This window comes from Paenibacillus sp. MAHUQ-45 (assembly GCF_058133325.1).
This window is the reverse complement of the sequence record NZ_JBYUPV010000020.1, coordinates 26,259-47,701: the sequence shown is the minus strand read 5'-3', so window position 1 is coordinate 47,701 and position 21,443 is coordinate 26,259. Positions and strand designations below refer to the sequence as shown.

The window sequence follows — 21,443 nt, the reverse complement described above, 5'->3', positions numbered from 1 at the left end:
TAAACCCATATTATGCTATTCATGATTGATTTTGGGGAAACTTCGGTTGACGTTTTTAGGTAACATAATATATACTGTTCGTATATTTCGCGAAGTAACGATGTGTCTTGCGTTGCAGCCGGGGGGATTCTTGGTGAGTGTCGACCTCAAGGAAATAATGCTGTCTGAGTATGATTTCATAAGCGATGAAGATATTGTCGAGGCTTTCCGTGGTGGCGACAGTGGCGCATTGGAGCATTTGATTAACAAATACCGTAATTTTGTACGTGCCAAAGCGCGTTCCTACTTTTTGATCGGGGCTGACCGCGAAGATATTGTCCAGGAAGGCATGATCGGTCTGTACAAGGCCATTCGTGATTTCAAGGGAGACAAGCTTTCTTCTTTCAAGGCTTTTGCAGAGCTGTGCATCACTAGACAGATTATTACTGCGATCAAGACGGCAACTCGTCAGAAGCATATTCCGCTCAATTCTTACGTATCTTTGGACAAGCCCATTTATGATGAAGACTCCGACCGGACACTGATGGATGTGATCTGTGGGTCTCAGGTGCTTGATCCCGAAGAGCTGATTATTAATCAGGAGGAATTCATCGGGCTGGAAGACAAGATGGCGGAGATCCTTAGTGATCTGGAGCGTAAAGTGCTGATGCTCTATCTGGATGGCCGCTCCTATCAGGAAATTGCCGAGGACTTGAAGCGACATGTGAAGTCGATCGATAATGCTTTACAGCGAGTGAAGCGTAAATTGGAAAGATATCTGGAAGTGCGTGACAATTGATGATATAATGGACAGGAGAGACTCGGGTAAACGAGTCTTTTTTTAGTGGGATTTTAATTTCCGGTTGATTATTTTGTTATAGTTACCGGAACGGAAGATTCTTAACTTTTGCAGCAAAATGCTAGAATGCCGTGCAGACAGGTTTATTCGCAGTCGGAATGCTCCATAATGATAAGGATGACAGCGATAACCAGTGGAAAAGACAAGACCAAAGGCAGGGTACAACACGTGACGATAACACCCGGAAATACCCAGTGCAGAAGGGCAATTCTTTCGTTGACACAGGCCTTGACATTATGCTAAAGTGTTTTAGGTAGGCCTAAATTCGCGGCATTTTTTAGGATCAATTTTGCGTCTTCTAATTTTACCGTTAGAAGGACGTCTTCGGGAGGTGCACATCATGCGGGTAATTATCACTTTGGCTTGTACAAGTTGCAAACAAAGAAACTATGCGACAACCAAAAACAAGCGAAATCACCCCGACCGCATGGAGATGAAGAAATTTTGCAAGTATTGTAACTCGCAAACTCCTCATCGCGAAACCAGATAGTCTTTGGGAGGTGTAGTCGGCGTGAAACGTAGTTTCAAGTCTATGTTTTCCTTTTTCACTGAAAGCTGGAGTGAACTCAAAAAAGTTCGCTGGCCTAGTCGTAAGGAATTGAAGAACTATACATTGATCGTTGTTGGTACAATTATAGTTGTCGCTATTTACTTCTGGGTTCTGGACATCGGTATTTCCGCTGTGATTGAAGCGATTATTTAGAGAGGTTCCAGGTGGCTTGGTATGGAAAAAAGATGGTATGTCGTTCATACCTATTCTGGGTATGAGAATAAGGTCAAAGCCAATTTGGAAAAGCGCGTTGAGTCCATGGGCATGGAAGACAAAATATTCCGTGTTCTTGTTCCTATGGAAGAAGAACTGGTAAACAAGGATGGCAAGAAAAAAACTGTCATGCGTAAAGTTTACCCTGGTTATGTTTTGGTGGAAATGATTCAGACTGATGATTCCTGGTATGTTGTTCGCAATACACCGGGCGTTACTGGATTTGTTGGTTCGACAGGCTCGGGTTCCAAACCTACACCGCTGCTTCCAGAAGAGGTAGAACAAATTCTGAAGCATATGGGTATGGTTGAACCTAAAGCGAAGATTGATTTCGAAATCAAGGAATCCGTACGTATTATGGTTGGTCCATTTGCGAATTTTGTGGGCTCCGTGGAAGAAATTTTGGCTGACAAGAGTAAAGTTAAGGTACACGTTAACATGTTTGGACGGGAAACCCCGCTGGAGTTGGATTTCACTCAAGTGGAGAAAATATAACAAAACGCAAGGGTTTCTTGTGGGAGAGCGCTAAATGCGTTCGAAGACCACTATTGACGCAAGGAGGTGTCACTCATGGCTAAAAAAGTTATTAAAATGGTGAAACTGCAAATTCCTGCAGGGAAAGCGAACCCAGCCCCACCAGTAGGTCCGGCGCTTGGTCAAGCGGGTGTCAACATCATGGCATTCTGTAAGGAATTCAACGCTCGTACTGCTGACCAGGCTGGCCTGATCATCCCGGTTGAAATTTCAGTATTTGAAGACCGTTCCTTTACATTCATCACCAAAACTCCTCCGGCTGCCGTTCTGCTTCGCATCGCTGCTAAAGTAGAAAAAGGATCCGGTGAACCAAACAAGAAAAAAGTTGCTAAGCTGGGCCGCGCAGCGGTTCGTGAAATTGCTGAGCAAAAAATGCCCGACCTTAACGCTGCTTCCGTAGAAGCTGCTATGCGTATGGTTGAAGGTACTGCCCGCAGTATGGGTATCACAATCGAAGACTAATAAGTATTCGATGCATTGGTCAATTATGACCGCAATACGTGGGAGGAAATTCCGCTATTACCACAAAGGAGGAACATTTCATGGCTAAACACGGTAAGAAATACCAAGAAGCTGCTAAGCTGATTAACAGCGAAGCGACTTACGAGCCTTCAGAAGCTGTAGAGCTTGTGAAAAAGGCTGCGACTGCAAAATTCGACGAAACCGTTGAAGCAGCAGTTCGTCTGGGCGTAGACCCTCGTAAACAAGACCAAGCTGTTCGTGGTGTTGTTGTCCTGCCTCACGGCACAGGTAAAACACAACGCGTGCTTGTATTTGCAAAAGGTGAAAAAGCGAAGGAAGCGGAAGCTGCTGGTGCTGATTTTGTAGGCGATCAAGATATGATCAACAAAATCCAACAAGGCTGGTTTGAATTCGATGTCTGCGTAGCTACACCTGACATGATGAGTGAAGTCGGTAAACTGGGACGTCTGCTCGGTGGTAAAGGCCTTATGCCTAACCCTAAAGCAGGTACAGTTACATTCGATGTTACTAAGGCTGTGCAAGAAATCAAAGCCGGTAAAATCGAATACCGTCTCGATAAAGCTGGTCAAATTCACGCGCCTATCGGCAAAGTGTCCTTTGACGAAGCAAAATTGAATGACAACCTTAAAGCTCTGATCGACGCTTTGAACCGTGCGAAACCGGCTGCTGCTAAAGGTGTATACCTTAAAGGTATCTCGATTTCTTCCACTATGGGACCAAGCGCTCGTGTAAACACTACTGCATTCAGATAATTAGGGATTGACTCTTGCAGTCATCTTTGATAATCTATAACAGTTGTGACGAACTAAGGTATCATTCTTGAACTTGAATATGCTTACCGTAGACAGTAGGTGCCCTAAGGCTTAATTTCCTACCGAGGTGTTGTGATAGAAACAAGAGGTTGCCCGGCTTGCCGTGTAGCTATCGTTTTATCAAGCCTTCGTGATTCTGCGGAGGCTTTTCTAATGCCTGCGTAGGAACGGCGCGGATTCCTCGGATGGAACGCCGTCACATAAATTTTCAGGAGGTGTATACATTGGCAAATGCAAAAGTAATTCAAGCTAAACAAGATGCAGTAGATGTGATTACTGCTAAGTTTAAAGGTAGCGTAACTACTGTTGTTGCGGACTACCGCGGTTTGAACGTTTCCCAAGTGACTGAACTGCGTAAGCAGCTTCGTGAAGCTGGCGTTGACTTTCAAGTCCTGAAGAACACATTGCTTCGCCGTGCAACTGCAGCGGCTGAATTGACTGAGTTGGACGAAGTTCTGACTGGTCCTACAGCGATCGCATTCAGTGAAACTGATGCAGTAGCTCCGGCTAAGATCTTGAACGAGTTCGCCAAGAAAAACGACGCTTTGAAATTGAAAGGCGGCGTAGTAGAAGGCCGTGTCATCGACGCGGACCAAATTAAGGCACTGGCAGAGCTTCCTTCCCGCGAAGGTTTGCTGTCCATGCTGCTTAGCGTGCTTCAAGCTCCTGTGCGTAACTTCGCACTTGCAGTTAAAGCTGTTGCTGAGAAAGAAGAACAAAGCGCGTAAGCCTTTGCTCTTTGCAGTGTAATTCATTAACACAAACAAATTTAAATATAAAATGGAGGTTCAATCATGAGTAAAGAAGCAATCTTGGAAGCAATTAAAGGCATGAGCGTATTGGAACTGAACGACCTGGTTAAAGCAATTGAAGAAGAATTCGGCGTAACTGCAGCAGCTCCAGTTGTTGTAGGTGGCGCAGCAGCAGCTGTTGTTGAAGAGCAAAGCGAATTCGACGTAATCCTGACTAGCGCTGGTGCTTCCAAAATCAACGTTATCAAGATCGTTCGTGAAATCACTGGCCTTGGCTTGAAAGAAGCTAAAGACCTCGTAGACAACGCACCAAAACCAATCAAAGAAAAAGTAAGCAAAGAAGACGCAGAAGCTACCAAAGCAAAATTGGAAGAAGCTGGCGCAGTAGTAGAAGTAAAATAGTTTTAAAGCAACAGGTACAGCGTTCGGAAGCGAAGTCATTCCTTCCGGCTTACAAAAGACCCCTTGAACATGTTCAAGGGGTTTGCTGTATGAAAAGGGAATGCTTGTACATTCAATGGGTTTAAGGAAAAGGGAGGAGCTACATGTCGCAGCATTATTATTCGCAGCAGCCCGAAGTGCGTCATAACAGACGCACGATTAATACCGTTCTCAGAGGGAAGAATCTCAGCTTTACGAGCGATGCCGGTGTTTTCTCAAAAGGCGATATTGATTATGGTAGCCGTGTACTGATAGAAATGATGGAGATCCCGGATGGTTCGGCTGTGCTTGATGTCGGCTGTGGGTATGGACCTATTGGAATCAGCGCAGCTCATCTTGTCCCTGGGGGACATGTAACGATGGTTGATATCAATAGCCGTGCGGTTGAACTGGCGCGCGAGAATGCACAGCAGAACGGGATAAGGAATGTTACGGTAATGGAAAGCGACGTGCTCAGCGTATTGAAGGACCAGAAATTCGATGTGATCCTTACCAATCCCCCGATTCGGGCGGGAAAAGCAGTCGTTCATCAAATTTTTGAAGAAGCTTATGAGCACCTGGAAGTAGGCGGAAGCCTGTGGGTAGTCATTCAGAAGAAACAAGGTGCACCGTCGGCAGTGACCAAGCTGGAGAGTTTATTCTCGGAAGTTGAAGAAGTGGGGAAAGACAAGGGCTACCGAATTCTGCGGGCTCAAAAATAAAAGGCATTTGGTCGTTGACATGAGATACTGATAGTGGTATTATTATAAAATGTCAGTATTAAGATAGGCTCCATGTCTTTAGTTTGCTGAAATGTCAAGTGATATATTGTCGGCGGCAAGCGCATGCCGTACGGCATGTTTTTGCGGAAGTGTGCTTCATGTCTGTGGTGGTATTACGAAGCCGAGAGCGTGAGGACAAATGCATAAACTGTTGCTTGCTGACGTATAATATGTACGTTTTGGGCAAATCTACTGGATAAGGAGTATTTTCGCCGTAAATAAATGCGCTCTTTTTTCGAAGATTTTCGATAAGGGCCTTTCTTTATTTAGGGCTGAATCCTGCTGTTATGGTTCCATTATACGGTTCCAAACAAGGGTTCGCAATCAATTTTTAAGTGAGTAGACATGAGGGGTGAGTAAAGTTGGCAGGACATCTTGTTCAGTATGGTCGACGCACTCGGCGAAGCTATGCGAGAATTAACGAAGTTCTCGAGGTTCCGAATCTGATCGAGATCCAACAAAAATCGTATGATTGGTTTTTGGAAGAGGGATTACGGGAAATGTTTCAGGACATCTCGCCGATCCAGGATTTCACAGGCAATTTGGTACTCGAGTTCATTGATTACAGCCTGGGTGAACCGAAATATACGGTTGATGACGCTAAAGAGCGGGACGTAACATATGCGGCTCCTCTTCGGGTAAAGGTGCGTCTCATCAATAAGGAAACCGGTGAGGTCAAAGAGCAGGAAGTGTTCATGGGGGATTTCCCGCTGATGACGGAGACCGGCACGTTTATTATCAATGGTGCGGAACGGGTTATTGTCAGCCAGTTGGTTCGCTCTCCAAGCGTCTATTTCAGCACAAAAGTAGATAAGAACGCCAAGAAAACCTACACCGCTACAGTAATTCCTAACCGCGGCGCATGGCTAGAGCTTGAAACCGACGCGAAGGACATCATGTATGTTCGGATTGACCGGACCCGTAAAATTCCGGTTACCGTGCTTCTGCGTGCACTAGGTTTCGGCAGTGATGCTGAGATTTTGGAATTGCTTGGTAATGATGAATATATTCGCAATACGCTGGATAAAGACAATACGGATTCTACGGAAAAAGCGCTTATCGAAATTTATGAGCGTCTTCGTCCGGGCGAGCCGCCAACTCTTGATAATGCTAAGAGCTTGCTGGTTGCACGTTTCTTTGATCCAAAACGTTATGACCTAGCTAACGTAGGTCGTTACAAAATCAACAAAAAGCTGCACATTAAGAACCGTCTGTTCAATCAGCGTCTGGCTCAGCCTTTGGTAGATGAAGCCACTGGCGAAATCCTGGCTGAAGCAGGACAAATGGTAGACCGTCGTTTGCTTGATGAGCTGATTCCGCATTTTGAGAAAGATGTTGCTCACAAGAACTACCGCGTAACTGGCGGAGTGCTTGACAGTGAAGATATTCCGCTTCAGACGATCGACGTTTATTCGCCGATTGAAGATGGACGGGTGATCAAGCTGATTGCCAATGGCAATATCGATAAAGCGGTCAAGCATATTACTCCGGCTGATATTATTTCCTCAATCAGCTATTTTATTAATTTGCTGCACGGTATCGGCAACACGGATGATATCGACCACTTGGGTAACCGTCGTCTGCGTTCTGTCGGCGAACTCTTGCAGAATCAGTTCCGTATCGGCTTGTCCCGTATGGAACGCGTAGTACGTGAGAGAATGTCCATTCAGGATGCCAATGCGATTACACCACAGGCGCTTATCAACATTCGTCCGGTTATCGCATCGATTAAAGAGTTCTTCGGTAGCTCTCAGTTGTCCCAGTTTATGGACCAGACTAACCCGCTTGCAGAGTTGACACACAAACGTCGTCTCTCCGCACTCGGACCCGGAGGTCTTACGCGGGAACGCGCGGGCTTTGAAGTTCGCGACGTCCATCACAGTCACTATGGCCGGATGTGTCCAATTGAAACGCCGGAAGGTCCGAACATCGGTTTGATCAACTCCTTGTCCACCTTCGCTCGCATCAACGAATACGGATTTATTGAAGCTCCGTACCGTTGGGTTGATCCGAAGACAGGTAAGGTCACTGAGCAAATTGATTACCTGACTGCGGATGAAGAGGACAACTACGTTGTCGCACAGGCCAACGTTCTTTTGGAAGAAGACGGTTCTTTCAAAGAAGACATGGTTATCGTTCGTTACAACAAAGATTCGGATAACATTACATCCATGCCGAGTAATCGCGTCGATTACATGGACGTATCGCCTAAACAGGTTGTATCGGTCGCTACGGCGCTCATTCCGTTCCTGGAGAACGATGACTCCAACCGCGCACTGATGGGATCCAACATGCAACGTCAGGCAGTTCCATTGCTTATTCCTAAGGCTCCACTAGTGGGTACAGGAATGGAGCATAAATCTGCTAAAGATTCCGGCGTATGTATCGTTTCCAAATATGACGGTGTTATCGAGCGTTCCTCTGCCAACGAAATTTGGCTGCGTCGTGTCGAGACTGTCGAAGGCAAAGAAGTTAAAGGCGATATCGTTAAATATAAATTACACAAATTCATGCGTTCGAACCAAGGTACCTGTATTAACCAACGCCCACTCGCTAAGAGAGGCGACGTAGTTAAGAAAGGTGATATCCTGGCAGACGGACCTTCCACAGAAATGGGCGAATTGGCTCTTGGTCGTAACGTAGTCGTTGCGTTCATGACTTGGGAAGGTTACAACTACGAGGATGCGATCTTGCTGAGTGAGAAATTGGTTAAAGAGGATGTATACACTTCGATCCATATCGAAGAATACGAATCTGAAGCCCGTGACACGAAGCTCGGACCTGAGGAAATTACTCGTGATATTCCTAACGTTGGGGAAGAAGCTTTGCGCAATCTTGACGAGCGCGGCATCATCCGCATCGGTGCGGAAATCAGCGCTGGCGATATTCTTGTAGGTAAAGTAACGCCTAAGGGTGTAACGGAACTTACGGCTGAAGAACGCCTGCTACATGCCATCTTCGGTGAGAAGGCGCGTGAAGTACGTGATACAAGCTTGCGTGTTCCTCACGGTAGTGATGGTATTATCGTTGACGTTAAAGTATTTACACGCGAGAACGGCGATGAGCTGCCACCGGGTGTGAATCAATTGGTTCGTGTGTACATCGCTCAGAAGCGTAAGATTTCTGAAGGTGACAAGATGGCCGGACGTCACGGTAACAAGGGTGTCGTTGCCCGTATCCTGCCAGAAGAAGACATGCCGTTCCTGCCGGACGGTACACCAGTACAGGTTGTCCTCAACCCGCTGGGTGTCCCTTCCCGTATGAATATTGGACAGGTGCTTGAAGTGCATATCGGTATGGCTGCTTTGCGTCTGGGTATTCATATCGCAACGCCGGTATTCGACGGTGCACGTGAGAACGACGTATTCGACACGATGGAAGAAGCAGGCATGCAGCGCAACGGTAAGACCGTGCTATACGACGGCCGGACAGGTGAACGCTTCGAGCGTGAGGTTACCGTTGGCGTCATGCACATGATCAAGCTGGCGCACATGGTTGATGATAAGATTCATGCTCGTTCTACTGGACCATACTCTCTCGTTACGCAACAGCCGCTGGGTGGTAAAGCTCAGTTCGGTGGTCAGCGCTTCGGGGAGATGGAAGTGTGGGCGCTTGAAGCTTACGGTGCTGCTTATACCTTGCAAGAAATTCTGACTGTGAAATCCGATGACGTGGTTGGTCGTGTGAAAACGTACGAATCCATCGTCAAAGGCGAGAACGTACCTGAACCGGGCGTTCCTGAGTCGTTCAAAGTATTGATCAAGGAACTGCAGTCACTGGGTATGGATGTTAAAATCCTGAGCGGTGATGAGCAGGAGATCGAGATGAAAGAACTGGATGATGAGGACGATACGTCAGGCGACAAGCTCAGCCTCAACTTGGAAGGCTCAGAAGTCGGAGTAGATTAATAGATCCCGAAACGTTGGAATTCCATTACAAAAGGACCGCGCCCTCTTTTGATTGTCATGATCAAGGGAGGGCCAGCGGCACTAAATCAGGATTAGGTTAAGGAGGGTTGCTCCTTGTTGGACGTTAACAATTTTGAATTTATGAAAATCGGACTCGCATCTCCGGAGAAAATTCGTTCTTGGTCCCGCGGAGAAGTTAAAAAACCGGAAACCATTAACTATCGTACATTGAAACCGGAAAAAGAGGGTCTTTTTTGCGAGCGTATCTTTGGACCCCAAAAAGACTGGGAATGTCATTGCGGTAAGTACAAACGCGTCCGTTATAAGGGTGTTGTCTGTGACCGTTGTGGCGTAGAAGTTACACGTGCGAAAGTTCGTCGCGAACGTATGGGGCATATCGAATTAGCAGCTCCTGTATCGCATATCTGGTACTTCAAAGGTATTCCTAGCCGGATGGGGCTGGCACTGGATATGTCGCCAAGATCCCTGGAAGAGATTATCTATTTCGCTTCCTATGTTGTAACTGACCCAGGTGAAACTCCGCTTGAGAAGAAGCAATTGCTGTCTGAAAAAGAATACCGCAGCTACCGTGAGAAATACGGCTACGGATTCCAAGCCGGTATGGGTGCTGAAGCTGTCAAAAAGCTTCTTCAAGATATCGACATCGACAAGGAATTGGAATTCCTTAAAGAAGAGCTGCGTACGGCTCAAGGCCAACGCCGCAACCGGGCTATCAAACGCCTGGAAGTTATCGAGGCTTTCCGCAACTCCGGCAACAAACCTGATTGGATGATCATGGATGTGCTCCCGGTTATTCCACCGGAGCTTCGCCCAATGGTTCAATTGGATGGTGGCCGTTTTGCTACGTCTGACTTGAATGATTTGTACCGTCGTGTAATCAACCGGAACAACCGTCTGAAGAGACTGCTTGATCTTGGTGCCCCTGATATTATCGTGCAAAACGAAAAACGGATGCTTCAGGAAGCAGTTGACGCCCTGATCGACAATGGTCGTCGTGGCCGTCCAGTAACCGGTCCTGGTAACCGTCCGCTCAAATCCCTCAGCCACATGCTGAAAGGTAAACAAGGACGTTTCCGTCAGAACTTGCTCGGTAAACGGGTTGACTACTCCGGACGTTCCGTTATCGTCGTAGGTCCGTACCTCAAGATGTACCAATGCGGCCTGCCTAAGAAAATGGCGCTGGAACTGTTCAAGCCATTTGTAATGAAAGAATTGGTTAATAAAGGGCTTGCCCACAACATAAAGAGCGCAAAACGTAAAGTTGAGCGCGTTAGTCCTGAAGTATGGGATGTGCTTGAAGAAGTAATCAGAGAGCACCCGGTTCTGCTTAACCGTGCCCCTACGCTTCACCGTCTCGGTATCCAGGCGTTTGAACCGATTCTGGTAGAAGGTCATGCTATCCGTCTTCACCCGCTCGTATGTACGGCTTACAACGCCGACTTCGACGGTGACCAAATGGCGGTACACGTACCTCTGTCAGCAGAAGCTCAAGCTGAAGCTCGCATTCTTATGCTGGCATCTGGTAACATTCTTAACCCTAAAGACGGTAAACCAGTTGTTACACCTTCCCAGGATATGGTCCTTGGTACGTACTACCTGACCATGGACAACAAGGAAGAAAAGGGCAGCGGTATGATTCTGCGCACCGTAAACGAAGCTGTTTCGGCTTACCAACGCGGAACTGCAGGTCTGCATGCTCGTGTTGCTATTCCAGTTAAGGCGCTTAACAAAACATCCTTTACTGAAGAGCAACAAAATGCGTTGATGATCACAACTGTCGGAAAGATTATCTTTAATGAAATCTATCCGAGCAGCTTCCCTTATATTAACGAAGCAACCAAAACAAACCTGCTTCATGGTACGCCTGATAAGTACTTCATCTATGAAAAAGGTGCCGATATCCACGAGCGCATCATGAATGCTTCAGATGCTGGTGCTGTAGGTAAGGAATATCTTGGGCTTATCATCGCTCGTTGTTTTGAGACTTATCATACGACCAAAACATCTGTGATTTTGGATAAAATCAAGCAACTGGGCTTCACTTACTCCACTCGTTCCGGTGTAACGGTTGCCGTATCAGACGTTGTTGTACCTGAAGAAAAAGCACAAATTCTGAAGGATTCCGACGCGAAGGTTGATGTAGTTGCTAACCAATATCGCCGTGGTTTGATCACCAATGACGAACGGTATGACCGTGTCATTGAGATTTGGTCGAAAACCAAAGACGAGCTTACGAATATCCTCTTGAAATCAATGGACCGTTACAACTCCATTATGCTCATGGTTGATTCGAAGGCACGGGGTAACAAATCGCAGATCACCCAGCTTGGTGGTATGCGCGGACTGATGGCAACACCATCCGGACGAATTTTCGAACTCCCAATCAAAGCGAACTTCCGTGAAGGTCTTACCGTCTTGGAGTACTTTATCTCCACGCACGGAGCGCGTAAAGGTCTGGCCGATACAGCGTTGCGTACAGCGGACTCCGGTTACTTGACTCGTCGTCTCGTTGACGTAGCACAGGATGTTATCGTTCGCGAAGAAGATTGCGGTACGGATAAAGGGTTCACTGTTAGCCGTATTCAGGATGGTAAAGAAGTTATCGAGGATCTGTATGACCGTATTGAAGGTCGTTACTGCTTCGAGACCGTTCGTCATCCGGAAACTAAGGAAATTATTGTACACCGCAATGACCTGATCGATTCTGACAAAGCGGAAGCAATCGTCAATGCTGGTGTAACCAAACTGCAAATTCGTTCCGTACTTAGCTGCCGTGCCCGTCACGGTGTCTGCAAGAAGTGCTACGGACGTAACCTGGCAACAGGCAAGCACGTGGAAATCGGTGAAGCAGTTGGTATCATCGCTGCCCAATCCATCGGGGAACCAGGAACACAGCTTACCATGCGTACGTTCCATACCGGGGGCGTTGCGGGAGACGATATCACACAAGGTTTGCCGCGTATCCAGGAGTTGTTTGAAGCCCGTAACCCTAAAGGTCAGGCGACAATCAGTGAGATTGATGGCGTAATCAAGGAAATCCGTGAAACCAAAGACCGTCGTGAAATCGAAGTTCAAGGTGAAGCTGAATCCAAAACTTACTCCATTACTTACGGATCACGGCTGCGCGTTAGTGAAGGCCAGGAAATTGAAGCTGGCGATGAGCTGACCGACGGTTCGATTGACCCTAAAGAAATGCTGCGTATCAAAGGTATCCGTGGGGTACAGAACTACATTCTGCAAGAAGTACAGCGTGTATATCGTAACCAAGGCGTAGAAATCAATGATAAGCACATTGAAGTTATGATCAAACAAATGTTGCGCAAAATCCGCATCATCGATGCCGGGGATACCAATCTCCTGCCAGGTGCGTTTGCAGACATTCATGAATACGAAGCAGCGAACAAAGAAGCTATCCTGTCGGGTAATGAGCCTGCAGTTGCCAAGCCGGTACTGCTCGGTATTACCAAGGCTTCCCTTGAGACGGACTCCTTCCTGTCTGCCGCGTCTTTCCAAGAGACAACACGCGTGCTTACAGATGCAGCCATCAAAGGAAAAGTGGATAAACTTCTCGGCCTGAAAGAAAATGTTATCATCGGTAAGCTGATTCCTGCCGGTACAGGTATGAATCGTTACCGCAACGTTAAACTTTCTGATCCGAATGCAGAAGAAGAACTGGAATCTTTAGAGACAGTTCCTGCTGAGTAATAGAACAACCATTGTCAGTGTATTCGCGTCATTTCTACATGGTTAGACGTGACGCGATTGCCTGATATGGATTTTATAAATTTATTGCTGTTTTTCTTGACAGGGCCTTCTGATAATGCTAATATGTCTAAGGTGCGTGAGTAGTCTTGTTATTCTTGTTCATTGGAGGTAATGATTTTTCATGACTGAAGATAGAGGATTACAGGATGCTCAGGTCAAGATCGGTACCAAGCAAACCGTCAAAGCGGTGGAGATGGGCCAAGCCGCAGAAGTATATGTGGCAGAGGACGGAGATCAACGGCTTACTTCCAGGATTGTTATGCTTTGTAACAAACAAGGTGTCAAGGTCACTTATGTAGATACGATGCTGAATTTGGGCAAGGCCTGCGGAATAGAAGTGGGCGCTGCGATGGCAGCCGTCTTAAAACAATAGCAAGCATCTAGAAATGTTTTTGTACCGGGGTGTACTTCGGCAGCAAGGACTTTTCATTTGTCTTTTTATGAACCACCTGGGTCTGTGGACTTAAGTTCGTAAGAAGGTTATCAATTCAGGAAGGGGGTGGCACAACATGCCAACAATTAATCAATTGGTTCGTAAAGGCCGTCAAGCCAAAATCGACAAATCCAAATCTCCTGCTCTTCAAAAAGGGTATAACGCCCTGAAGCGTGAGACTACAAATTTGAGCGCCCCGCAAAAACGCGGTGTGTGCACTCGTGTAGGCACAATGACTCCACGTAAACCAAACTCCGCACTTCGTAAGTATGCCCGTGTTCGTTTGACGAACCGTCTTGAGGTGACTGCTTACATCCCAGGTATCGGACACAACCTTCAAGAGCACAGCGTTGTATTGCTGCGCGGAGGTAAAGTTAAAGACCTTGCGGGAGTTCGTTATCACATCGTTCGTGGTGCACTGGATACAGCTGGCGTAGCTAACCGTATGCAAGCTCGCTCCAAGTATGGTGCAAAACGTCCTAAAGTGAAGAAATAAGATTAAAACTAAGTAAGAACCATTTAAGAAAGGGGGATATCCATGCCACGCAAAGGTCCAGTTACTAAGAGAGACGTACTGCCAGATCCATTGTATAATAGCAAGTTGGTTACTCGTTTGATCAACCGCATTATGCTGGATGGTAAAAGAGGTGTCGCTCAAAGCATTCTGTACAATTCGTTCAAGCTGATTCAAGAACGTACGGGTAAAGAGCCGATGGAAGTTTTCGAAGCTGCCATCAAGAATATCATGCCGGTATTGGAAGTTAAGGCTCGTCGTGTCGGCGGTGCGAACTACCAAGTACCTATCGAGGTTAAGCCTGAAAGACGTACTGCTTTGGGATTACGTTGGCTCGTGAACTATTCACGTAACCGCGGTGAGAAGACTATGGAAGAGCGTTTGGCGGCTGAGATCATCGACGCTTCCAACAACACTGGTGCTTCCGTTAAGAAACGTGAAGACACGCACAAAATGGCTGAAGCGAACAAAGCGTTTGCTCACTACCGTTGGTAGGATTCTAGTCATTAAAATAACTTCTATTTTGAAAGGAGCTCCATTCAATGGCAAGAGAGTTCTCCTTAAAAAATACACGTAATATCGGGATCATGGCGCATATTGATGCTGGTAAGACGACTACTACTGAGCGGATTCTTTTCTACACAGGCCGTACGCACAAAATCGGTGAAGTTCACGAGGGTGCAGCTACAATGGACTGGATGGAACAAGAACAAGAGCGCGGAATCACGATTACGTCCGCTGCTACAACTGCTGCGTGGAAAGGTCACCGCATCAATATCATTGATACCCCAGGGCACGTTGACTTCACTGTTGAAGTTGAACGTTCCCTGCGTGTATTGGATGGGGCAGTAGGCGTATTTAGTGCGAAAGAGGGCGTTGAACCTCAGTCTGAAACCGTATGGAGACAGGCTGACCGTTATAACGTTCCACGTATCGCATATGTTAACAAAATGGACATTATCGGTGCGGATTTCCTTAACGTAATCGAAACTATGCGCGATCGTCTTCAAGCCAATGCAGTTGCTATTCAACTGCCAATTGGTGCAGAAAGTGATTTCGCGGGTATTATCGACCTAGTTGAGCAAAAAGCACACATCTTTAAAGATGATCTTGGCCAAAACATCGAAGTAACGGATATTCCGGAAGAATATTTGGCCCAAGTTGAGGAACTGCGTACCGAGTTGATCGAGAAAGTTGCTGAACTTGATGAAGATCTGACTATGAAGTATCTGGAAGGCGAAGAACTTACAATTCCGGAAATCAAAGCTGCAATTCGCAAAGGCGTAGTTGAAGTTAAGATCTTCCCAGTAATTTGTGGATCTTCCTACCGTAACAAAGGTATTCAGCTGATGCTGGATGCTGTTGTTGATTACTTGCCATCTCCTGTGGACGTACCTGCGATTCAAGGTCACCTTGAAGACGGTACAGAAACTGTTCGTCATTCTTCGGATGAAGAGCCGTTTGCTGCATTGGCATTTAAAATCATGACAGACCCTTATGTTGGTAAACTTACGTTCTTCCGCGTATACTCCGGTATTCTGGAGTCCGGTTCTTACGTAGTTAACGCTACTAAGAACAAACGCGAGCGTATCGGCCGTATCCTGCAGATGCATGCGAACAGCCGCCAAGAAATCTCCGTAGTATACTCCGGTGATATCGCGGCAGCCGTTGGTTTGAAAGATACAGGTACAGGTGATACACTATGTGATGAGAAACATCCGGTTATTCTGGAGTCCATGAACTTCCCTGATCCGGTTATCGAAATCGCAGTTGAACCAAAAACCAAAGCTGACCAAGACAAATTGGGTGTTGCTCTCGGTAAGTTGACAGAAGAGGATCCTACTCTTCGCGCTCACACTGACGAAGAAACAGGCCAAACAATCCTGGCAGGTATGGGTGAGCTTCACCTGGATATTATCATCGACCGTATGCGCCGCGAATTTAAGGTAGAAACCAACGTGGGTAAACCACAGGTTGCTTACCGTGAAACATTCAAAGCTCCAGCACGCGTTGAAGGTAAATTCGTTCGTCAATCCGGAGGTCGCGGTCAGTACGGTCACGTGTGGGTTGAGTTTGAACCTCTCGAGCCGGGTACTGGCAGCCAATTCGAAAGCAAGATCGTCGGTGGTTCTGTACCAAGAGAATACATCGCCCCTGCACTTGCTGGTATTGAAGAGCAAATGAAAAACGGCGTACTTGCAGGCTTCCCGCTTGTAGACGTTAAGGCAACCATCGTAGATGGTTCTTACCATGATGTTGACTCCAACGAAATGGCATTTAAAATTGCTGGTTCGATGGCGCTTAAAGCAGCAAAAGATAAGTGTAAACCTATCTTGCTTGAGCCAATCATGAAAGTGGAAGTAACTGTTCCTGAGGAATACATGGGCGACGTAATGGGTATGTTGAACTCCCGCCGTGGACGGATCGAAGGTATGGATTCCCGTGGTGGTGCTCAAATTATTCGTGCGAAGGTACCTCTTTCCGAAATGTTCGGATACTCCACAACCCTGCGTTCCGGTACACAAGGACGCGGCGTATTCTCAATGGAGCTTTCTCACTATGAAGAAGTTCCTAAGAACATCGCTGAAGAAATCGTGTCCAAGAACAAAGGCGGAGAGTAAGACAACGTTTTGACTTGCCGTTCCGATTAACAGTCATCTTTGAATCTACTAGACGGACGGCTCTAAAATACAAGGAAACCATATTAAGGAGGAACTGTTCAAATGGCAAAGGCAAAGTTTGAACGTACTAAACCACACGTTAACATTGGTACTATCGGTCACGTCGACCATGGTAAAACAACTCTGACTGCTGCAATCACAACTGTATTGTCCAAAACTTACGGTGGTGCTGCTGTAGCATTCGACCAAATCGATAAAGCTCCAGAAGAGCGCGAGCGCGGTATCACTATCTCCACAGCTCACGTTGAATATGAAACTCCTGCTCGTCACTACGCACACGTAGACTGCCCTGGTCACGCCGACTATGTTAAAAACATGATCACTGGCGCAGCGCAAATGGACGGAGCGATCCTGGTTGTATCCGCAGCTGACGGCCCAATGCCACAAACTCGCGAACACATCCTGTTGTCCCGCCAAGTAGGTGTTCCTTACATCGTTGTCTTCTTGAACAAGTGTGATATGGTTGAAGACGAAGAGTTGTTGGAACTGGTTGAAATGGAAGTTCGCGACTTGCTGAGCGAGTATGACTTCCCAGGCGACGACACTCCAATCACTCGTGGATCCGCTCGTGAAGCTCTGCAAAACCCAGACGGCGAGTGGGCTCAAAAGATCGTTGAAATGTTCAACATCATCGATGAGTACATTCCACTTCCAGAGCGTCAAACTGACAAGCCTTTCTTGATGCCTGTCGAGGACGTATTCTCCATCACTGGCCGCGGTACTGTGGCAACTGGTCGCGTAGAACGCGGAACCATTAAAGTGGGCGAAGAAATCGAAATCGTTGGTATTCACGAAGAAACTAAGAAATCCGTAGTTACGGGCGTTGAAATGTTCCGTAAATTGCTGGATTCCGCTCAAGCGGGCGACAACATCGGAGCTTTGCTTCGTGGTGTAGACCGTAACAACATCGAGCGCGGTCAAGTATTGGCTAAACCAGCTTCCGTTAAGCCACACACTGAATTCAGTGCTCAAATCTACGTTCTGACTAAAGAAGAAGGTGGCCGTCACAAGCCTTTCTTCACTGGTTACCGTCCACAGTTCTACTTCCGTACAACTGACGTAACTGGTATCATCAACCTGCCAGAAGGTACTGAAATGGTTATGCCTGGTGATAACATCACTGTAACGGTTGCCCTGATCTCCCCAATCGCGATTGAAGAAGGTACTAAGTTCTCCATTCGTGAAGGTGGACGTACAGTTGGCGCCGGCGCTGTAGCAACCATCACTAAATAATTTGGCTCTATCCATTAGGATAGTTGCTTAATAAGGACAGAGGGTCTTCTCTTGAAGATCCTCTGTTTTTTTGTACATTCATAGATACATAGATGTATACATAAACACATAAAAAACTCTGCACCACTAAATGCGGCAACAGAGCTTTTTTAAGGAGAACAAATTCATCTAAACGTTACGGGTGTAGGCTGCATCTGGGATTTTGCATAATACGACATATAGACTTGCCGGGATTTCCCCACTGTTATGAAAAGCAAATGCTTCCTCTCCACCGATGTGGATAACCTCTCCCTTATTGCTCTCCTTATCTACTCCGTCCACAGTAATTTGTGCCCTTGCCATCAAGCATCAGAATGTAGACATCAGTTCCTGGATGTGTATGTGTGGGTAGTTGCTGACCGGGCAGGAAATTTAGTACGAATACGACGCTTTCGCCTTCTTGAAAGAGAACTCTTTTTGTAAAACGGCTTTCTTTGTATTGGATAGCTTCGGATAAAATCAATTTCTGCATGAAAATCTACCTTTCCTTATAGGTTGTTTAGTTAAAGTCTGATCTCATACTCACAGTGCTTGTGACCAGGGGCATCGCACTTGATCTCTCTTACCGGTATTATTCGACCCATAATTTTGGATATTGCCCCTTCTAGAATTGCGCCTTCTAGATCACAGATCATTTTTTCCTCCTGTACAGGCAGCCCTTTGCAAAAGCAGTCATCCTTTCCCCCCATAGGAAGACCTTGGTTCAGTCCGATCAGGCGTATCGTGCGAAAAAGCTCTAGTGGAACCATATTGCCTAGCTGAGCCCGGTCCATTCTCTTCATATCCTCAAAGCTGTATTGCAGCATGAGCATTTCCTCCTGATAATCTTTTTCTATATGCCTATTGTGACAGTCTTAAAGAGTTACGTCCTTGATATAGATCAATTATTCAAAATTACGGTGATGGTAATCACAAGGATGAAGGTAGCGCTTTGCTATGGTAAGAGTATCACTATAAAGAAGGGAGATAACATGTCCTGTTCTAGTTGTTGTTTATCTTCCTGTGTTCAGCGTGTGCCGGTATTTAAAGGTCTAACGGATGCAGAAGTAGCACTTATAGAGGGGATTATTGAGTCGAAGCGCTATAGCAAGGGGGATCTGGTATGCGTTGAAGGTGAACCATCGGATTCTTTATTTGTATTGCATTCGGGCATGATTAAACTTACACAGAGCAGTCGGGATGGAAAGGAGCATATTTTGCGGTTTCTGTTCCCAGGGGATTATTGTGGTCAGTTCTCCATGCTGAAGAACACAGAGAGTTATGTTAATGCTGAGATGCTGGAAGAGGGTACAGTATGCTGCTTGCACAGAGAGCAGTTCCTCCCTTTATTGGCGGGTAATGCGACGCTTGCGTATAACTTCCTACTGTCGATGAGTGAGCAGCTCCATTATGCAGAGGAGTGGGCTGGTGCGATGCATATGCTAGAGGTGGAACAGCGGCTGGCCAAAATTCTCATCTACTTCTATTCAAAGGATGCAGCAGTTCGGGCATATGGAGAGCATTCGAGAGAGATCCTTTTGCCAGCACCCAAAAAAGAAATCGCAGCAATGATCGGAACAACTGCAGAAACGCTAAGCCGAAAGCTCAACCAATTTGTTAAGTGGAAATGGATTGCGGTGCGTAAACGAGTGATCAATATTTTAGACTTGGATGCCCTAATAGGTATGAGCGAGATCCGTACGAGTAGAAAAATATTGTGTACCTAAGATTTACCTTACCAATGGTGACCTTTATTTAAGGAGTTTTAGCAAGATACCTTCTGGTATCAATGTGAGACTTCTTTTTAATATTCAAGAGAGCAAGTAAGAAATAAGACATTAAAATACAAAATGCGACATGAAAAAAGATAGATACAGCTTTTATCTGATTTATTTCAACAAATTCCTACAAAAAACAACTTAAAATTCTTTACACTTAACAGATGGATAGGATAATATGAGAATATATTCATTGTAAAAAGATAGGGATTTGGGGAGTGTTATTATGGGGAAATGTCCGTTTTCTTTTATGCACACTTTAGCTTTACGAAGGAACACTGTGAAACCTCCCGATATAGATTCCTCTCATGAGGCTACTTCCTTAACGTTAGTTAATGGGGTCTTTCATAGTCTTGACGGGCATGAGGAGCTTAATGAGCAGATGAAAATGATTGATCTTACGAAAGAAGATTTATCTCAGCTACGTAAGATCAAGCCGATTCTCGAACGCAATATTGATTACATCATTGATCAGTTTTACAACTCGGTGTTGGGCGTGCGCAAGTTAGAAGCCATCATTCAGGAGCACAGTAGTATTGAGCGACTGAAAAAAACGCTGCACGATCACATCATCGAGATCTTCGACGGCAATGTTAATGAAGAATATATTGCCAAACGCCTCCACATTGCAAACATCCATAAGAGAGTTGGGCTTGAGCCCAAATGGTACTTATCCGCTTTTCAAAACCTCCAAAATGTATTTATCACTGTTATCCACAATGAAGCAACCAATGATCAGGAACGAGTGGCCTTTGTCCAGACTGTGACTAAGCTGTTGAATCTGGAACAGCAACTAGTGCTGGAAGCCTACGAGAAAGAGAATATCCGCGAGAAAGAAGTGCAGTATGAGACCGTAAAAAATGAATTGAAGCAGAAAATAGCAGAATTCAGTGGTGAACTGGTAGATCTCAGCATGGATACCAACGCCGCTGTGGAGCAGCTGGTGGCCAGCAGTAATGAAGTTAATGATACTTTCAAGCGTACGGCTGCTTCCGCTCAGGAGTCTCAAGAGATGGCGCAGGATGGACGAGCACATTTGAGTGACCTCTCGGAACGAATTAACTATATCTTTGAGCGGACCCAAGCGATGGAACGATCGGTGAATGAACTGTCCAGTTCCGCTAAGCAGATCCAGAAGATTGTGGTTGCTGTCCAGGAGATTGCCGATCAAACCAAGATCCTTTCTCTAAATGCTACTATAGAGGCAGCCAGGGCTGGTGAGCATGGAAGAGGGTTCGCTGTAGTCGCACACGAAGTCAGCAGGCTTGCGGAGGATACCAAGACCACAGTAGTATTGATTGGGGAGCTCACGAGCAAGTCAGGCCTGCTCAGTCAACAGGTAGTGGAGGAGATCCGTAAGGTCCAGGAACTCACTAAAAGTGGTAAGCAGAAATCCACGGAGACGAGTCAACTTTTCGCTGAGATTGTGGAAGCCATGCAGCGTAGTACTCAGGAGATTGTTACGGTAGAAGAGGAAATACGAACTTTGATCGAGACGATTGAAGGAATCGGATCCACAACAGCCCAGACTGCGTCCTCGGCAGTGTTTTTCAAATCAGCTACGGAAAATCTTTAACTTATATATAGAAGAAAGACGATTTAGGACCAAAATTAACGCTGCATGAAAAATTTATGCGCGTTTTTTTATTTTCGCTTGCAAAGTATCCGCCTATTCTATATAATAATAAATGTTGTTCTGAGACGTTGC

At 46.1% G+C, this 21,443-nt stretch carries 20 protein-coding genes and 1 other annotated feature; of the genes, 18 read left to right on the top strand and 2 right to left on the bottom strand.

Annotation, left to right across the window (positions count from 1 at the left end; genetic code table 11):
• The first annotated feature begins 133 nt into the window (after positions 1-133).
• The 16 genes from sigH to tuf all read left to right on the top strand — a co-directional run bounded on the left by sigH (position 134) and on the right by tuf (position 17,939).
• Positions 134-778: an RNA polymerase sporulation sigma factor SigH gene (sigH, locus tag AC3Y23_RS27660; RefSeq protein WP_066367714.1), complete on the top strand. Its 645-nt coding sequence runs from the start codon at positions 134-136 to the stop codon at positions 776-778.
• 400 nt (positions 779-1,178) lie between these two features.
• Complete coding sequence (rpmG, locus tag AC3Y23_RS27655) at positions 1,179-1,328, top strand: 50S ribosomal protein L33 (protein WP_076099620.1); 150 nt, start codon at positions 1,179-1,181, stop codon at positions 1,326-1,328.
• A 21-nt stretch (positions 1,329-1,349) separates the two neighbouring features.
• The gene (secE, locus tag AC3Y23_RS27650) at positions 1,350-1,541 is read left to right on the top strand and encodes a preprotein translocase subunit SecE (protein WP_379205219.1); all 192 of its coding nucleotides are present in this window, start codon (positions 1,350-1,352) and stop codon (positions 1,539-1,541) included.
• 21 nt (positions 1,542-1,562) lie between these two features.
• Positions 1,563-2,096: a transcription termination/antitermination protein NusG gene (nusG, locus tag AC3Y23_RS27645; RefSeq protein WP_379205217.1), complete on the top strand. Its 534-nt coding sequence runs from the start codon at positions 1,563-1,565 to the stop codon at positions 2,094-2,096.
• 75 nt (positions 2,097-2,171) lie between these two features.
• Positions 2,172-2,597, top strand: a complete 426-nt coding sequence (gene rplK / locus AC3Y23_RS27640) for a 50S ribosomal protein L11 (RefSeq protein WP_379205215.1) — start codon at positions 2,172-2,174, stop codon at positions 2,595-2,597.
• A gap of 80 nt (positions 2,598-2,677) precedes the next feature.
• A complete protein-coding gene (gene rplA, locus AC3Y23_RS27635; protein WP_175370355.1) occupies positions 2,678-3,370 on the top strand; it encodes a 50S ribosomal protein L1 in 693 nt (230 codons plus the stop codon).
• Positions 3,371-3,438: 68 nt separating this feature from the next.
• Positions 3,439-3,591 (top strand) — a sequence feature (ribosomal protein L10 leader region).
• A gap of 63 nt (positions 3,592-3,654) precedes the next feature.
• Positions 3,655-4,158: a 50S ribosomal protein L10 gene (gene rplJ / locus AC3Y23_RS27630; protein WP_379205212.1), complete on the top strand. Its 504-nt coding sequence runs from the start codon at positions 3,655-3,657 to the stop codon at positions 4,156-4,158.
• A 66-nt stretch (positions 4,159-4,224) separates the two neighbouring features.
• A complete protein-coding gene (gene rplL / locus AC3Y23_RS27625; RefSeq protein WP_379205210.1) occupies positions 4,225-4,584 on the top strand; it encodes a 50S ribosomal protein L7/L12 in 360 nt (119 codons plus the stop codon).
• A gap of 143 nt (positions 4,585-4,727) precedes the next feature.
• On the top strand, positions 4,728-5,324 hold the full coding sequence (locus AC3Y23_RS27620) for a class I SAM-dependent methyltransferase (protein WP_379205207.1): 597 nt from the start codon (positions 4,728-4,730) through the stop codon (positions 5,322-5,324).
• Between the two features lie 422 nt (positions 5,325-5,746).
• Positions 5,747-9,292: a DNA-directed RNA polymerase subunit beta gene (gene rpoB, locus AC3Y23_RS27615; protein WP_379205205.1), complete on the top strand. Its 3,546-nt coding sequence runs from the start codon at positions 5,747-5,749 to the stop codon at positions 9,290-9,292.
• 114 nt (positions 9,293-9,406) lie between these two features.
• Entirely contained in the window at positions 9,407-13,018 is a 3,612-nt protein-coding gene (rpoC, locus tag AC3Y23_RS27610; RefSeq protein ID WP_379205203.1) for a DNA-directed RNA polymerase subunit beta', read from the top strand.
• 181 nt (positions 13,019-13,199) lie between these two features.
• Positions 13,200-13,451 (top strand): ribosomal L7Ae/L30e/S12e/Gadd45 family protein, encoded by a 252-nt coding sequence (locus AC3Y23_RS27605; RefSeq protein ID WP_066367675.1) that lies wholly within the window; start codon positions 13,200-13,202, stop codon positions 13,449-13,451.
• Positions 13,452-13,587: 136 nt separating this feature from the next.
• Complete coding sequence (rpsL, locus tag AC3Y23_RS27600) at positions 13,588-14,007, top strand: 30S ribosomal protein S12 (RefSeq protein WP_066367672.1); 420 nt, start codon at positions 13,588-13,590, stop codon at positions 14,005-14,007.
• A gap of 42 nt (positions 14,008-14,049) precedes the next feature.
• Positions 14,050-14,520: a 30S ribosomal protein S7 gene (gene rpsG, locus AC3Y23_RS27595; protein ID WP_019908219.1), complete on the top strand. Its 471-nt coding sequence runs from the start codon at positions 14,050-14,052 to the stop codon at positions 14,518-14,520.
• A gap of 47 nt (positions 14,521-14,567) precedes the next feature.
• On the top strand, positions 14,568-16,646 hold the full coding sequence (gene fusA / locus AC3Y23_RS27590; protein WP_379205199.1) for an elongation factor G: 2,079 nt from the start codon (positions 14,568-14,570) through the stop codon (positions 16,644-16,646).
• Between the two features lie 102 nt (positions 16,647-16,748).
• On the top strand, positions 16,749-17,939 hold the full coding sequence (gene tuf / locus AC3Y23_RS27585) for an elongation factor Tu (RefSeq protein ID WP_379205197.1): 1,191 nt from the start codon (positions 16,749-16,751) through the stop codon (positions 17,937-17,939).
• Positions 17,940-18,107: 168 nt separating this feature from the next.
• Here the strand turns inward: tuf and AC3Y23_RS27580 are convergent, their stop codons facing one another.
• Together AC3Y23_RS27580 and AC3Y23_RS27575 are read right to left on the bottom strand one after the other, a co-directional pair.
• On the bottom strand, positions 18,108-18,281 hold the full coding sequence (locus AC3Y23_RS27580; RefSeq protein WP_379205195.1) for a cupin domain-containing protein: 174 nt from the start codon (positions 18,279-18,281) through the stop codon (positions 18,108-18,110).
• Between the two features lie 200 nt (positions 18,282-18,481).
• On the bottom strand, positions 18,482-18,784 hold the full coding sequence (locus AC3Y23_RS27575) for a V4R domain-containing protein (protein WP_379205192.1): 303 nt from the start codon (positions 18,782-18,784) through the stop codon (positions 18,482-18,484).
• Between the two features lie 30 nt (positions 18,785-18,814).
• Between AC3Y23_RS27575 and AC3Y23_RS27570 the strand changes: the two genes are divergently transcribed.
• Both AC3Y23_RS27570 and AC3Y23_RS27565 read left to right on the top strand, forming a co-directional pair.
• Positions 18,815-19,684 carry a Crp/Fnr family transcriptional regulator gene (locus tag AC3Y23_RS27570; protein WP_379205256.1) on the top strand — a complete coding sequence of 290 codons (870 nt, stop codon included), beginning with the start codon at positions 18,815-18,817 and terminating at the stop codon, positions 19,682-19,684.
• Positions 19,685-19,961: 277 nt separating this feature from the next.
• Positions 19,962-21,311 (top strand): protoglobin domain-containing protein, encoded by a 1,350-nt coding sequence (locus tag AC3Y23_RS27565; RefSeq protein ID WP_379205190.1) that lies wholly within the window; start codon positions 19,962-19,964, stop codon positions 21,309-21,311.
• Positions 21,312-21,443 lie beyond the last annotated feature (132 nt).

Bases quoted from the DNA above. Each gene is read 5' to 3' on its own strand.
- rplL (WP_379205210.1), top strand. From the start codon at position 4,225: ATGAGTAAAGAAGCAATCTTGGAAGCAATTAAAGGCATGAGCGTATTG.
- tuf (WP_379205197.1), top strand. From the start codon at position 16,749: ATGGCAAAGGCAAAGTTTGAACGTACTAAACCACACGTTAACATTGGT.
- rplK (WP_379205215.1), top strand. From the start codon at position 2,172: ATGGCTAAAAAAGTTATTAAAATGGTGAAACTGCAAATTCCTGCAGGG.
- AC3Y23_RS27620 (WP_379205207.1), top strand. From the start codon at position 4,728: ATGTCGCAGCATTATTATTCGCAGCAGCCCGAAGTGCGTCATAACAGA.
- AC3Y23_RS27605 (WP_066367675.1), top strand. From the start codon at position 13,200: ATGACTGAAGATAGAGGATTACAGGATGCTCAGGTCAAGATCGGTACC.
- rpsL (WP_066367672.1), top strand. From the start codon at position 13,588: ATGCCAACAATTAATCAATTGGTTCGTAAAGGCCGTCAAGCCAAAATC.
- AC3Y23_RS27570 (WP_379205256.1), top strand. From the start codon at position 18,815: ATGCCTATTGTGACAGTCTTAAAGAGTTACGTCCTTGATATAGATCAA.
- AC3Y23_RS27565 (WP_379205190.1), top strand. From the start codon at position 19,962: ATGGGGAAATGTCCGTTTTCTTTTATGCACACTTTAGCTTTACGAAGG.
- fusA (WP_379205199.1), top strand. From the start codon at position 14,568: ATGGCAAGAGAGTTCTCCTTAAAAAATACACGTAATATCGGGATCATG.
- AC3Y23_RS27575 (WP_379205192.1), bottom strand. From the start codon at position 18,784: ATGCTGCAATACAGCTTTGAGGATATGAAGAGAATGGACCGGGCTCAG.
- AC3Y23_RS27580 (WP_379205195.1), bottom strand. From the start codon at position 18,281: ATGGCAAGGGCACAAATTACTGTGGACGGAGTAGATAAGGAGAGCAAT.
- nusG (WP_379205217.1), top strand. From the start codon at position 1,563: ATGGAAAAAAGATGGTATGTCGTTCATACCTATTCTGGGTATGAGAAT.
- rpsG (WP_019908219.1), top strand. From the start codon at position 14,050: ATGCCACGCAAAGGTCCAGTTACTAAGAGAGACGTACTGCCAGATCCA.
- rplA (WP_175370355.1), top strand. From the start codon at position 2,678: ATGGCTAAACACGGTAAGAAATACCAAGAAGCTGCTAAGCTGATTAAC.
- rpmG (WP_076099620.1), top strand. From the start codon at position 1,179: ATGCGGGTAATTATCACTTTGGCTTGTACAAGTTGCAAACAAAGAAAC.